Raw genomic sequence first — 12,720 nt, 5'->3', positions numbered from 1 at the left:
CCGAACAAGCGTTCGATGTGAACACCTGTTCGGGCGTGTCGGGGTCGCTGGATCCTCAGTGGCTCTGCATCTCGACCTGCTCGGCCGGGGCGGAGCCGCCACCCATCTCGTCGGCGACGGCGACCGACAGGCCACCGAGCATGAAGGCGATGATCACCGCGGCCAGGGCACCGCTCGTGAAGGACGGGATGAAGCGGCGTACGCCTTCCTGGACCGGCTCCGCGCCGTGGTACTGGTGGGTGAGCGCATGCCCCTTGCCCCGCTGGAGCAGGTATCGGTTGACCGGGAAGGCCGCCACGAAGGCCACCGAGAGGGCGATCATCATCCCGATCCAGAACACGACGTTGACCAGGCCGGCCTCCATGGCCCCGGGGATCAGCGCCATCACCAGGTTGTCGACCAGCTCCATCGTGGCGATCGAGAGGGTGTCGGCGGCCAGCACCACGCTGAGCGCCGCACCGACGGCCAGACCCGACTTGAGCAGCGGCAGGGTCGAGAGGGCGTAGCCGAAGGCGAACGCGAGCGTGACGGCCAGGGCGATCGTCCATCCGGTGCTGAGCCCGATGGCGGTGCCGATCATGAGTCCGGCGATCTCGCCGATCGCACATCCGGTGAGGCAGTGCAGCGTGGCGCTGGCCGCCATCGCGTTCACCCCACCCCCGTGCACGCCGTGCGCGTCATGCACCGAGTGGTCGCCGCCATGACCCTCATGGCCCTCGTGCATCGAGTGCTGATGTCCGGCGTGCAGATGCTCGTCATGCGACGTCATGTCGCTCCCTTGGTCGTTCGGTCCGTTGTGCCTACCCGACATTCATACCCCTTGGGGGTATGCACTCGCAAGTGTCATCCGGTCTGAGACCTCACTTTGTCCAACCGCGAAGGACTCCTTAGGGTGTGCTGTGTGTGGACGGCAGCGCGACGACGACAGCGGAGGACCCGTGCGGTCACCCGCGCCGGCCTGCTGGCGGCGGTCATGGTCACGGTCGCCGGTCTGCTGGCCATGCATGCGCTGAGCCTCCACGGCACCGACTCCGACGGTGAGCACGGCGCGCTGGGCCTGCCCGCCGCCCACGTCGAGCACACGCACGCTCTCGAGCACACCGGCCACGGAGCGGCCGACGACGCCGGTCACCCGGGCGGCGACGGGCACACGGCGATGATGCTGTGCGCGGCCTTCCTGCTCGCCGCCGGCGTGCTGCTGCTGAGCGGGCTGTGGCGGCGTACTCCTGCCTGGTGGTTCTCGCGGGCCCGCGGCTGGTCCCGGACCAGCGGATTCGCGCCCTTGCTCACCTGTCCCGCGACCGGTCCGCCCTCCGTATGGGCCTACTCCGTCATCAGGTGCTGAGCGGCCTGACCCCACCCGCGACCCGGCCATGCCCGAGGTCCGCAGGTGGGTCAGCGATGCCCGTAACCAGCACTTGACAAGGAGAAACAACAGATGCGTACGCAACGACCCCTCTTCCGCGCGACCTGGGCGGCGGCCGGCCTGGCCGTGCTGCTCACCCTGTCGGCCTGCGGCGGCAACGACGAGGCCGAGGCGCCTCAGAAGCTCTCGGAGACCGAGCACAACAAGGCCGATGTCACCTTCGCGACCGACATGATCCAGCACCACGCCCAGGCCCTGTCGATGGTCGACCTGACCATGGACCGCAACCTCGAGCCCGAGGTCCAGGAGCTGGCCGACTCGATCCGGGCGGCCCAGAGCCCCGAGATCGAGACCATGTCCGGCTGGCTCCAGGAGTGGGGCGAGGAGGTGCCGTCGACGATGCGTGACCACGTCAACGGCGGCCACGACGGCCACGGCGACGGCGAGGACAGCAGCATGTCCGACTCCATGGAGGGCATGGACGACGACATGCCCGGGATGATGTCTGCCCAGGACATGGACGCCCTCGAGAAGGCCTCCGACGCCGAGTTCAGCGACATGTGGCTGACGATGATGATCGAGCACCACGAAGGCGCGATCGAGATGTCCGAGACCCAGCAGGACGAGGGCCGGTTCAAGCCGGCCGTCGACCTGGCCGGGACGATCATCGAGTCACAGACCGCCGAGATCGACACCATGGAGAAGCTCCTCGGCTGAGGACGCTGAGGTGGGCAGGGCCGCCCAGCGGCCCTGCCCACCACCCAGGCCCGTCAGGCCGCCTTACGGGCCACGTACGCAGCCCCGAACAGCACCGTGACCAGCAGGATCGTGCCGAGCGCCAGCGCCGGATATCCGGCCAGGTCGACGACCACGCCCGACACCGCCCCGGCGGCGGCAGCGGCGACGCCCATGATCAGGTCGGCGGTGCCCTGGACGTCGGCGCGCACCTCGAGCGGGGTGTGGTCCGCGACCGAGGTGGCCGCGGCGATCGTGGCCAGCGACCAGCCGAGGCCGAGCAGGAAGAGCCCGACGAAGATCCGCGCGGAGCTGCCCTCAGGCGCCGCGGCGCACAGGACCAGGGACACCAGGAGCACCCCGCCGCCGAGCGCCATCACATCGGCCCGGCCGACGCGGTCGGCGAGCCAGCCGGCGACCGGCGCGAAGGCGAACATGCCCAGTACGTGCCCGCTGATCACCAGTCCGATGATCTCCAGCCCGGCGCCGCCGTGCTCCATGTGGAGCGGAGTCATCACCATCACCGCCACCATCGTGGCGTGGGCCGCGGCCTGCCCGACGACCGCCGCCGCCAGCGCGGGCCGCTCCCGGACGACCGCGATCGCCCGGCGCCAGCTCGTGCCCTTCGCCTTCTCGGTGACCGGGGCACCCTCCCGGGCGACCAGCAACGGGTCAGGTCGCAGGAACACCCCGACCACCAGCGCGGCGGCCAGCATCCCCATCGACCCGATCGCGAACGGTCCGGTCAGGGCCGGGATCCCGACGGAGTCGGAGAAGACCTCGGCGACCCCGGTCAGGTTGGGGCCGATCACCGCCCCGAACGTCGTGGCCCAGACCACGACCGACAGCGCCCGCGCACGGCTCCTGGCAGGTGCCAGGTCGGTGGCCGCGTACCGCGCTCCGTTGTTGGCTGCGGTGGTCGCGCCCAGCAGCACGGCGCCGACCAGCAGCAGCGTCATCGATCCGACCACGCCGGCCAGCACCGCCAGCAGCCCACCGGCCGCCCCGAGCAGGTAACCCGCCACCAGCCCGAACCGGCGCCCGCGCACGTCCATCACCCGCCCCAGGACGTACGCAGCGACGGCTGCGCCGAGCACCTGGGTCGTCTGCGAGAGACCTGCCATCGACTCCGAGCCGGACAGGTCGCGCGCCAGCAGGGAGGCGGTCGCGATGCCGATCGTGATGCCCATCGCCCCGACCGCCTGGGTAGCGACCAGGGTGAGGATGGTGCGCTTCTGGACCGCGGCCACCGAAGCCGGTGCGGCCAGCGTCACCGCTCACGCGCCGGCAGCTCCAGGGCCTTCCAGACCGCGGCCCAGACCTCCTTGGGCGGGACGCCGTCGTCGAGGGCCTCCTGGGCGGTGCGCCCGCCGAGGTCGCCCATGACGAACTGGCGTGCCCACGCTCGCGCGTAGCCCGCGCCGAGCGCCTCGTCCATCCGGGACCAGAACTCCGTGTGTCTCATCGCCCCGAATGCTACTCAGGCGCGCCGACGGGCGAGGACGTCGAGCCAGACGTCACCGAGGCGTCCGTCGGCGTGCCCGACCTCGAGCACCTCCCAGCCCGCCTCGCCCAGCGCCGCCCGGAGCGCGGGCTCGCGCCAGTAGACGAAGAGGCGGGGAGCCTCGATGTGACCGCGGTTGGTCCACTCCTCGCCGTCGCCCTCCTTCATCGACACGTGCAGCGCACCGCCGGGGCGGGTCACCTCGGCGAGCCGGCCGAGCACGGTCCCGAAGTCGTCGCGGGCCACGTGCAGCAGCGTCGCCGAGGCCCAGACCGCGGCGTAGGGGACGTCGGGGTGGACCGGGTCGCGCAGGTCGTCGGTCAGCGGGTCCAGGCAGGCAGCGGCGTACCCCTGCTTGCGCAGGTGCGCCACGAACCCCTCGCTGATGTCGGTGCGCCGCACGCGCACTCCCCCGGCCTCGAGCGCCTTCGCGTCGTGGCCGGGTCCGGTGCCGATCTCCAGCACGTGGTCGCCGGGCTCGAGCACGGCCAGGAACCTGTCCAGGACCGAACGGTTCTCCTCGGCGAACGAGCTGCCCTGGACGTACGTCGCGACGCTGGCGTCGTAGGCGGCGACGGTCGCCTGCTTGGCGGCCGCGCGTACGTCCCACAGGTGGTGGACGACGTCGTGGAGGTGGTAGCGGCCCAGCGACTCGACGCTGAACACGTCGCCGTTGGACCGGGTCCCGCGACGGCCCCAGGCGTCCGGCGGGACCTTCTCGTAGATGGTGGCGATCTCGTCGGCGGCGTCCATCAGCTGCTCGGCGACGACCGCCGGGTCCTGGCCTGCGTAGTCGCCCTCGAGGGCGGCCTCGTCCTGGTCCCAGTTGCGGAACCGCGGCTCGTCCTCGGTCAGCATCTGCTGCAGCCGTTCGCCGAAGACTCTGTGGACGTCGCGTACGTGTGCTCCGTACTCCAGCGCCGACCACACTCCGGGCTGGGGGCGGTCGCGCGCGTTGTCGGCGGTGAGGTAGATCTCCCAGTACGTCGCGTTGTCACGCACGATCTCGGGGAGCTGGTCCGCGGTCACGGCCCCGGCGATGAAGCCACACTCCGGGCAGGGCCGGTCGAGCACCCACGTCCAGTCCTTGGTGTCCGGCTCGATCGCGTCATAAGTCATGGATCAATCTTGACGGCCCGCCCGGGCCTTCACGAGGGAGATCCTGCCTTTGAGACGCGAGTTGCTGCCGCTCAGGTGAGGAGTAGGGCGTCGAGCCGGCGGCGCACGAGGACGAGGCCGATCGCCCCGAACACCAGCAGGTAGACCACCGAGACCAGCGAGCCCCACGACGGCACTCCGAGGGTCAGGTCACGGCACAGCACGACGCCGCGGTAGAGGGGCGTGACCTCCACGACCCAACGCAGCCACTCCGGATAGGCCGTGATCGGGAAGAACGTCGCGCTGAACAGGAACATCGGCATCATTGCGAGGGTGACCTTCTCGAAGTCCTGCCAGGAGGTCATGTAGGTCGTCAGCGCCATGCCGACGGCCCCGAAGGCCGACCCGATGAGCAGCGCGGCCGGCACCACCAGGATCGCCCACCAGGAGTGGACCAGGTCCATCGCGACCATGATCAGCAGGAACGCGGTCACGTAGATCCCACTGCGCAGCTGGTTCCAGAGGATCTCGCCGACGGCGATGTCGACCGTACGCAGCGGGGTAGCCAGCATCTGGTCGTAGAGCTTGTTGTACTTCAGCTTGAAGAAGAAGTTGAACGTCGCATCCAGCAGCGACCCGTTCATCGCCGAGGCCGCGATCATCCCGGGGGCGACGAACTCGCGGTAGTCGACCGGCTTGCCGGCGTACTCGAAGCCGACCACCATCGCGCCCACGCCGATGCCGATCGAGAAGAGGTAGAAGACCGGCTCCAGGAAACCGGTGATGAACACCAGCCAGGCGCGCCGGTAGACCAGGATGTTGCGCCACAGCAGCAGCCGGGCGGCCTCGCCGCCTCGCAGCGGCCGGGCGACGGTGGCGCCCACAGCAGCGGAGAAGAGCGCCATCTCAGGAGACCAGCCTCTCGCCCAGCTTGCGCACCCCGAGCCACCAGCAGACGCCCGCGAGCAGCCCGAGATAGCCGACGTGGAACGCGGCCAGCGCCCAGTCGATCTCACCCAGCGCGAGCATCCGGGTCAGGTTGACGCCCTGCCACAGCGGCGAGGCCATCGCGACCTTCTCCAGCACCGGCCCGAGGTTGGCGACGGGGAAGAACGTGCCGGAGAACAGCGTCAGCGGGATCATCCCCAGCCGGAAGATCAGCGCGAAGGACTCCTCGCCCTTGATCGAGAGCGAGAACAGCAGCACCGGCGTCGCGAAGGCCAGCACGACCAGCCCCTGCACCAGCCACGCCGTCAGCACGCCCCACCACGTCTCGAAGACGCCGAACGGGGCCAGAACCAGCAGGAAGACGCCGCAGGCGAACAGCGTACGCAGCATCAGGAAGCCCAGCTGGGCGAGCACGATGTGGGAGGCGGTCAGCGGCGAGGCGATCATCGAGAAATAGATCCGCTGCCACTTGACCATGCCGTAGACCGGGTAGGTCATCTCGGAGAAGGCGATCGTCATCGCGTGGGCCGCGACCATGCCCGGGGCGACGAAGGCCAGATAGGAGTCGGCGCCCTCCAACGTGGCCGGGTCGGCCTCCACGAAGCCGCCGAGCAGCACGCCCAGCGCGAGCACGTAGAAGAACGGCGTCACGAACGTCGTGATCACCCCGCCCTTCCAGGTGCGCGCCAGGACGGTGAGCCAGTAGTCGCCCATCCGCAGCGCCCCGGAGACCAGCCCGGCGGGGGCGGACGGCGGGGTCGCCGGTCCCGAGTCGGCGTAGTCGGCCATCAGTCCACCAGCGTCCGGCCGGTCAGGTGCAGGAAGACGTCCTCGAGGGAGGAGCGCCGCACCAGGGTGGCGACCGGCGACAGGTCGCGGCTGTGGACGGCCTCGATGACCGCCTCGCCGTCGTCGCTGTAGAGCAGCAGCCGGTCGGGCAGCACCTCGACCCGCTCGGCGAGGTCCTCGACCTTGGCCGCCAGCGCTTCGTGCTCACCGACGCCGAAGCGCAGCTCGGCGACCTCGCGGGTGGAGTGCTGCTGGATGAGTCCCAGCGGCGTCCCGTGGGCCACGATCCGGCCCTGGTCCATCACCACGAGCTCGTCGCACAGCTGCTCGGCCTCGTCCATGTAATGGGTGGTCAGCAGCAGCGTCACGCCCGCCTGCTTGAGCCGGAAGAGCCGGTCCCAGATGACGTGGCGAGCCTGCGGGTCCAGACCGGTGGTCGGCTCGTCGAGCACCAGGATCTCGGGCCGGTTGATCAGGCTGCGGGCGATCGTCAGCCGTCGCTTCATGCCGCCGGAGAGGTCGTCGACCTTCGCCTTGGCCTTGTCGGTGAGCTGGACGAAGTCGAGCAGCTCCTCGATCCGGCCCTTCACCTCGGCCCTCGGCAGCCCGAAGTAGCGGCCGTAGACGAAGAGGTTGTCGTAGACGTTGAGCTCGACGTCTAGGGTGTCCTCCTGCGGGCACACTCCGAGCCGCGCCTTGATCCTCGGCCCGTCCTTGGCCGGATCCATCCCGAAGACCCGCAGCTCCCCTCCGCTCGGCGGCGAGACACAGCAGATCATCCGCATCGTCGAGGACTTGCCGGCGCCGTTGGGCCCCAGGAAACCGAAGGCCACACCGGGGCGCACCGACACGTCGATCCCGCGCACCGCCTCGAAGTCGCCGAAGGACTTGCGCAGCCCGCGCGCCGAGATCATCAGGTCCTCACCCACGTCGGCAAAGACTAGATGGCGGCGCCGACAGTTTCGACCGAGTTCGGCCCGGCGCCTACAGCCCCTGCTGCTTCTGGCGCCGGTTGTAGTCGCGCATCCGCTGAGGTACGCCGACCACCGCGGCATCGTAGGACGGGACCTGGTGCTTGTTGGCGAACTTGTGCGCCCACTGCGCGGACGGCACTCGCCGCCGGGTCCACTCGCCGTCGTGCGCGACCAGCAGCAGGGTCACCTCGCTGACGACGGTGCGCGGCTCGACGAACCCCTCGACACCGCGCCGGGTCCTCACGAACTGCTCGAGATGCTGTTGGTCGGTGGAGTCCGCGGCGCGCACCCTTGTGGATCCGGTGTAGCTCTCGCCTGTCGGACGGCTCATGCGCGTCCCGCGGCGTCGGAAACGATCGAACAGGCTCACGGTGCAATTGTGCATCCCACCGCCCAACGCACGCCCGGATAAACCTGTTGGGGGTCCACTCCGTGGTCGCCTATGTTGGAGCCTTTGACCCCGCGCCCCCATCGAAAACCTGCCGCCACGGAGAAGCGATGAACCAGCCATGCCCCCAGACGACCTAGACGCGGAGCGCGAGCACCTGGCCGCCTCTCGGCAGGATCTGGCCCGGATGCGGAAGAAGGTGGAGTCGCTGGACTCCTCGACGGCCGGCAACTGGGTCAGCGCCGAGATCCTCGACGCGACCCTCGCGCGCCGGCTGGAGCAGCTCGCCGACGATCCGGACGTGCCGCTCTTCTTCGGTCGCATCGACCGGACCGCCGATCTGGGGGCGGAGTCCTTCCACATCGGCCGGCGCCACATCTCCGACAGCGCGGGCGATCCGATGGTGGTCGACTGGCGGGCTCCGGTCAGTGTCCCGTTCTACCGGGCCTCGCGGACCGAGCCGATGGGGCTGACGCGGAGGCGGCGCTACGGCTTCTCCCACGGCGAGCTGACGGCGTTCGAGGACGAGTCGCTGACCGACGCCGGGGCCGGGCCGGAGCACTCGGCGATCCTCGAGGCCGAGATCGAGCGACCGCGCGTGGGGCCGATGCGCGACATCGTCGCGACCATCCAGCCCGAGCAGGACGTGCTGGTCCGCGCCGACCTGTCCCAGACCATCGTCGTGCAGGGTGCGCCCGGGACGGGGAAGACGGCCGTGGGGCTGCACCGGGCGGCGTACCTCCTCTACGCGCACCGCGACCAGCTGACCCGGCGCGGGGTTCTGATCATCGGCCCCAACGCCTCGTTCCTGCGCTACATCCGCGACGTACTCCCCGCGCTGGGTGAGATCGAGGCCAAGCAGGCGACGATCGGGGAACTCGTCGCCATCCATGGCGCCGTCCGGACGGAGGAGCCGGCGCCGGTGGCGACGCTGAAGGGCGACGTACGCCTGGCCGAGGTGCTCCGCCGGGCGGTCTGGTCCCACGTCGGCGACCCGGAGGAGGCGCTGGTCGTCCCACGCGGCTCGCGACGCTGGCGGGTTCCGTCCTACGAGGCGCGGGAGGCGCTGGAGGGACTGCGTGCCAACGATCTTCGGTACGCAGCGGGCCGGGCGCTGCTCCCGCGCGCCCTGGCCCACCGGGTGCTGGTGCAGATGGAGCGCTCGGGCGACTCGCCCGACGACCGGGTGCACGACGCGGTCGCACGGGCGAAGCCGGTCAAGGACTACGCCACCGCGCTCTGGCCTGATCTCAAGCCCGCCCGGGTCCTGTTCCGGCTGTTCACAGACGCGGCCTGGCTGGCGGAGGTCGCGGACGGGCTGCTCTCGGAGGCCGAGCAGGCGAGCCTGCTCTGGGAGAAGCCGCCTCGCTCGGCCGGCGCGGCGCGCTGGTCGCTGGCCGACCTGGTGCTCCTCGACGAGATCGCCGACCTGCTCGACCGCACGCCGTCGGTGGCCCACATCGTCGCCGACGAGGCCCAGGACCTCTCCGCGATGATGCTGCGCGCGCTCGGTCGGCGGTCGACGACGGGCTCGCTGACGATCCTCGGGGACCTCGCCCAGGCGACCACGCCGTGGGCCTCCTCGTCGTGGGCCGATGCTTTGGCACATCTCGGCAAGCCCGACGGCCACGTCGAGCAGCTGACGCGAGGCTTCCGGGTCCCGGCCGACGTGATCGCCTATGCCACCCGCCTACTCCCCCACATCGCCCCCGACCTCGAGCCGCCGGTCGCGGTACGCCGCACCCGCGGGGACCTCACCTTCACCACCTCGTCGATCGTCGAGGCGCTCGGGGCGGCGCTGGCGCGCCCCGGGTCGGTGGGGCTGATCGTGCCCGACGCCTCGCTGGCGGCGGTGCGCGCCGAGCTGACCGCGGCCGGGCTCTCCTTCGCCGAGATCGCCCTCGCGGAGCTCAGCGCGGACGACGAGGAGACCGAGTTCGACGCCCATCTCGATCTCGTTCCCGCCTCGCTGGCGAAGGGGCTCGAGTTCGACCACGTCGTCGTCTCCGACCCGACCGGGATCGTCGCCGGCGAGCCCGACCGCGACACCGGCCTCCGCCGCCTCTACGTCTGCCTCACCCGCGCGGTGACCTCCCTGGTCGTACGACATGATGGCCTCCCCGAAGAACTCGGTGGCGTGCCGGAGCGGGTTGATGCGAAGGTGGGCGCATGATCGACACCCGCCCTGATCCGCTGGTGAAGGCCGAGTGGCCGCTGCACACCGAGCGCCTGGTGATCCGCCGGATGGTGCCCGCCGACATCGAGCCGACCTGGGCCTTCCGAGGTCTTCCAGAGGTGGCCGAGTGGGTGACCACCGCCTTCGCGGACCTCGAGGCCTACCGCAAGGTCTTCGAGAATCCCGACATCATCGGCCCCGCTCTGGTGATCGAGCGCGACGGCGTCATCGTCGGCGACCTCATGCTGCGGATCACCGACCCGTGGTCGCAGACCGAGGTGCGCGAGCACGGCAACGGCACCCAGGCCGAGCTCGGCTGGACGATCGACCCCGCCCACCAGGGCAAGGGCTACGCCACCGAGGCCGTACGCGCCGTGCTCGACGTCTGCTTCGGCCCCCTGGGTCTGCGCCGCATCGTCGCGGAGTGCTTCGCCGACAACGAAGCCTCCTGGCGGCTCATGGAGCGCCTCGGCATGCGGCGCGAGTCGCACACCGTCAAGGACTCCCTGCACCGCACCCGCGGCTGGCTCGACGGGCTCTCCTACGCGATCCTCGCCGAGGAGTGGGCTACGCGTTGAGCGCAGCCTCGATCGCCGCCTCGCAGTGCAGGCGGGTCGTCGGGAACAGCGGCACACCCGCGTACGTCTCGATCGGCAGCAGCAGCTCGATCTCGGTGCACCCGAGGATGACACCCTCGCAGCCAGCAGCGACGAGACGGTCGATGACCTCGAGGTACGCCTGCCGGGAGCTGTCCAGGAACGTCCCCAGACACAGCTCCTCGTAGATGATCCGGTGGACGGTCTCCTGGTCCGGCTCGGTCGGGACGATGACCTCGAGGCCGTGGCCGCGGAGCCGGTCGGCGTAGAACGGCTGCGACATCGTGAACCCGGTGCCGAGAAGTCCGACCCGCCCGACCCCCGCCGCCTCGACCGCAGCCGCCGTCGTGTCGCCGAGGTGCAGGAAACGATCCCCGTACGTCTCCTCCAACGCCCCAGCCACCTTGTGCATCGTGTTCGTGGCCAGCACGATCACCTCGGCCCCGGCGTCGCTGAGCGTCGCCGCCTCCTTTGCCAGGCGCTCCCCTGCTCGCTCCCACTCGCCGGACGCCTGCATCTCCTCGATGTCGGCGAAGTCCACCGACCGTACGAGCAGGTCCGCCGAGTGCAGTCCTCCGAGCCGCTTCGCGGTGATCTCGTTGAGCAGGCGGTAGTACTCCGCCGTCGACTCCCAGCTCATCCCGCCCAGTACGCCGATCCTTCGCATGCCTTTCAGTGTGCCTGGACGGCCAACACGATCCTGAACGGGATCGCGCACCTGCTTGCCGCAGTTGGCCGTTCGTGGTGGGCGTTTTGGGAAACGCGCTCGCCGCCGACCCTTCCTGGGAGGGTGTTCTCGCCGAACCCCGGAGTCAAGGACGGCCTTCGGCCGCCGGCTTCGCCGGTCGCCTGCGGCGATCCTTGACACCGGGCTCCGTCGAGAATTTTGGCTGGCTATCGGGTCGGCGGCAGGGTCTGGCGCAGCGGATTCAGTTTGGGTGCCGGCTTGGGGGCCGTGGACTGGTCGTGCGCCAGCGGATCGTGCCTCGTCGGTGCCTACGGCAGTGGGCGCGATCTTGTGAATGATTCACAAGCGGGCCGTCGTACTTGACCGGGTCGGATTCGGTGCCGGTCGGGTCGCGAGTTCCCCACCGATCGGGAGAGATCCCCACGGGTGCGGAGGTTCCCCATGCTCCGGAGTGTGGGGAACGTTCGCTGCGGCGGGGGCGTGTTCTCGCCGGTGGGGAGCGGCGGGCGTGGAGTCGCGCAAGGGTGGCTGGAGCGCTCATTTGGGCACCGGGACGGGCGGCTTCAGCGAGAGCTGAGACCGGTCGACGGGGTGGAGTCGTCGGGCCCGACGGGCAGACCTGGTGAATTGGATTCCGCACCGAGCTGATTAGGGGCGGCGGGTGAACCTGATGGTGCCGTCGGGTAGTCGCTCATGGACGTAGGCCGCGTTGTGGGCCAGGCGGTGATGATGCGGGCAGAGCAGCGCGCCGTCCTTGAGGTCTGTCTTGCCGCCGGCGGCCCAGGGGTCTAGATGGTGGGCATCGCACCACTCGGGTGGCATGTCGCAGCCTTCGGCTTGGCAGCACTTGTGCTGCAACCGCATCGCTTTGCGTTGGATCGGTTGGAAGAACCGGCTGCCCCGGCCAACGTCGAGGACCTCGCTGTCACCGCCGAGGACCCAGGGGATGATGGTGGCGTTGCACGCCAACTTGCGGGCCTCCGCAGCGGAGATCGTGGTGCCGTTGGTCTCGTCGTAGCCCAGGGTGGCGATGCCGAGGTCCTTGCGGAGCTCCTCCAGGGAGATCACCACGTTGATGGTCGTGGCATCACCACCGTGACGCGGCAGGGCGGCCGGGTCGATGGTCTCCAGGAGCCGCGAGAACCCCTGGCCCATCAGCCGTTCCCACGGCGGCAACGGGGCACCCTTGCCGACCAACTGCTGTTTGCGGGGCTGGGCCCAGGCCTCCACCAGACGCTTGAACCGCATCCCCATCGAGGTCGGGAGGACGCCGTCGAAGCCGATGGTGCCGTCGTGGTTGTCCCAGACCCGTAGCGCGGTCTTCTGCTGGGCCCGTTCCTCTTCGGCGAGGAGGGCTTTGGCTTCGGCGTCGTCGAACCGGGCGGGGTCGATCTCACGCAGGATCCGTCGTCCGACGATGCGGAGTTCGTTCGCGGTCAGCCGAGAGGCGTAGTCGAC

General features: G+C 70.0%; 14 protein-coding genes. 4 read left to right on the top strand and 10 right to left on the bottom strand.

Annotation, left to right across the window (positions count from 1 at the left end; all coding sequences use genetic code 11):
* Positions 1-55 precede the first annotated feature (55 nt).
* On the bottom strand, positions 56-769 hold the full coding sequence (locus ABT304_RS09410) for a DUF4396 domain-containing protein (protein WP_350714705.1): 714 nt from the start codon (positions 767-769) through the stop codon (positions 56-58).
* 132 nt (positions 770-901) lie between these two features.
* Between ABT304_RS09410 and ABT304_RS09405 the strand changes: the two genes are divergently transcribed.
* Both ABT304_RS09405 and ABT304_RS09400 read left to right on the top strand, forming a co-directional pair.
* Positions 902-1,345, top strand: coding sequence for a DUF6153 family protein (locus ABT304_RS09405; protein WP_350714703.1), 444 nt, complete (start codon positions 902-904; stop codon positions 1,343-1,345).
* 93 nt (positions 1,346-1,438) lie between these two features.
* Complete coding sequence (locus ABT304_RS09400) at positions 1,439-2,083, top strand: DUF305 domain-containing protein (RefSeq protein WP_350714701.1); 645 nt, start codon at positions 1,439-1,441, stop codon at positions 2,081-2,083.
* Between the two features lie 53 nt (positions 2,084-2,136).
* Here ABT304_RS09400 and ABT304_RS09395 read toward each other — a convergent pair whose 3' ends face one another.
* The 7 genes from ABT304_RS09395 to ABT304_RS09365 form a co-directional block, all read right to left on the bottom strand.
* Positions 2,137-3,375: an MFS transporter gene (locus ABT304_RS09395; RefSeq protein ID WP_350714699.1), complete on the bottom strand. Its 1,239-nt coding sequence runs from the start codon at positions 3,373-3,375 to the stop codon at positions 2,137-2,139.
* Positions 3,372-3,566, bottom strand: coding sequence for a DUF3046 domain-containing protein (locus ABT304_RS09390; protein WP_160022500.1), 195 nt, complete (start codon positions 3,564-3,566; stop codon positions 3,372-3,374). The genes ABT304_RS09395 and ABT304_RS09390 overlap by 4 nt, the downstream gene beginning before the upstream one ends.
* Before the next feature lie 15 nt (positions 3,567-3,581).
* Positions 3,582-4,724, bottom strand: a complete 1,143-nt coding sequence (locus ABT304_RS09385; RefSeq protein ID WP_350714697.1) for a DinB family protein — start codon at positions 4,722-4,724, stop codon at positions 3,582-3,584.
* Positions 4,725-4,795: 71 nt separating this feature from the next.
* Entirely contained in the window at positions 4,796-5,608 is an 813-nt protein-coding gene (locus ABT304_RS09380) for an ABC transporter permease (RefSeq protein ID WP_350714695.1), read from the bottom strand.
* A 1-nt stretch (position 5,609) separates the two neighbouring features.
* Positions 5,610-6,440: an ABC transporter permease gene (locus ABT304_RS09375; RefSeq protein WP_350714693.1), complete on the bottom strand. Its 831-nt coding sequence runs from the start codon at positions 6,438-6,440 to the stop codon at positions 5,610-5,612.
* On the bottom strand, positions 6,440-7,369 hold the full coding sequence (locus ABT304_RS09370) for an ABC transporter ATP-binding protein (protein ID WP_502890303.1): 930 nt from the start codon (positions 7,367-7,369) through the stop codon (positions 6,440-6,442). The genes ABT304_RS09375 and ABT304_RS09370 overlap by 1 nt, the downstream gene beginning before the upstream one ends.
* 55 nt (positions 7,370-7,424) lie before the next feature.
* A complete protein-coding gene (locus tag ABT304_RS09365) occupies positions 7,425-7,745 on the bottom strand; it encodes a hypothetical protein (RefSeq protein ID WP_350714692.1) in 321 nt (106 codons plus the stop codon).
* A gap of 178 nt (positions 7,746-7,923) precedes the next feature.
* Here ABT304_RS09365 and ABT304_RS09360 point away from each other — a divergent pair, with 178 nt between their 5' ends.
* Both ABT304_RS09360 and ABT304_RS09355 read left to right on the top strand, forming a co-directional pair.
* Positions 7,924-9,975 (top strand): HelD family protein, encoded by a 2,052-nt coding sequence (locus ABT304_RS09360; RefSeq protein ID WP_350714690.1) that lies wholly within the window; start codon positions 7,924-7,926, stop codon positions 9,973-9,975.
* Complete coding sequence (locus ABT304_RS09355; RefSeq protein ID WP_350714689.1) at positions 9,972-10,556, top strand: GNAT family N-acetyltransferase; 585 nt, start codon at positions 9,972-9,974, stop codon at positions 10,554-10,556. The genes ABT304_RS09360 and ABT304_RS09355 overlap by 4 nt, the downstream gene beginning before the upstream one ends.
* On the opposite strand, the gene ABT304_RS09350 is transcribed toward ABT304_RS09355, so the two are convergent.
* Together ABT304_RS09350 and ABT304_RS09345 are read right to left on the bottom strand one after the other, a co-directional pair.
* Positions 10,546-11,241: an aspartate/glutamate racemase family protein gene (locus ABT304_RS09350; RefSeq protein ID WP_350714688.1), complete on the bottom strand. Its 696-nt coding sequence runs from the start codon at positions 11,239-11,241 to the stop codon at positions 10,546-10,548. The genes ABT304_RS09355 and ABT304_RS09350 overlap by 11 nt on opposite strands.
* Positions 11,242-11,910: 669 nt before the next feature.
* A partial coding sequence (locus ABT304_RS09345; RefSeq protein WP_350714686.1) for an HNH endonuclease signature motif containing protein occupies positions 11,911-12,720 on the bottom strand: 810 nt, incomplete at its 5' end.

The organism is Nocardioides sp. NPDC000445 (genome assembly GCF_040300245.1).
In the GTDB taxonomy this organism is placed as follows: domain Bacteria; phylum Actinomycetota; class Actinomycetes; order Propionibacteriales; family Nocardioidaceae; genus Nocardioides.
Note: the sequence above shows the minus strand (reverse complement) of the source record. Positions and strands in the feature narration are given on the sequence as shown.